1 rRNA gene is annotated in these 256 nt (G+C 51.6%); it reads right to left on the bottom strand.

The features are described from left to right. Window positions 1-256, bottom strand: a 23S ribosomal RNA gene (locus K5Q99_RS22300); the annotation flags it as partial.

Below are 256 nucleotides of genomic sequence, written 5' to 3'. Positions count from 1 at the left end.
TACCCGACCACCTGTGTCGGTTTGGGGTACGATTCCCGCTAACCTGAAGCTTAGAAGATTTTCCTGGAAGCATGGCATCAACTACTTCAGTCCCGTAGGACCTCGTCATCAGCTCTCAGTGTGTACACCAAAGTACGTGTCCCCGGATTTGCCTAAGAACACCACCTACCACCTTAAACGCGGACTACCAACGCCGCGCTAGCCTAGCCTTCTCCGTCTCTCCATCGCAGTTAGCGGAAGTACAGAAATATTAATC

Origin of the sequence: Shewanella hafniensis (genome assembly GCF_019655335.1) — a bacterium.
In the GTDB taxonomy this organism is placed as follows: Bacteria; Pseudomonadota; Gammaproteobacteria; order Enterobacterales; family Shewanellaceae; genus Shewanella; species Shewanella hafniensis.
Note: the sequence above shows the minus strand (reverse complement) of the source record. Positions and strands in the feature narration are given on the sequence as shown.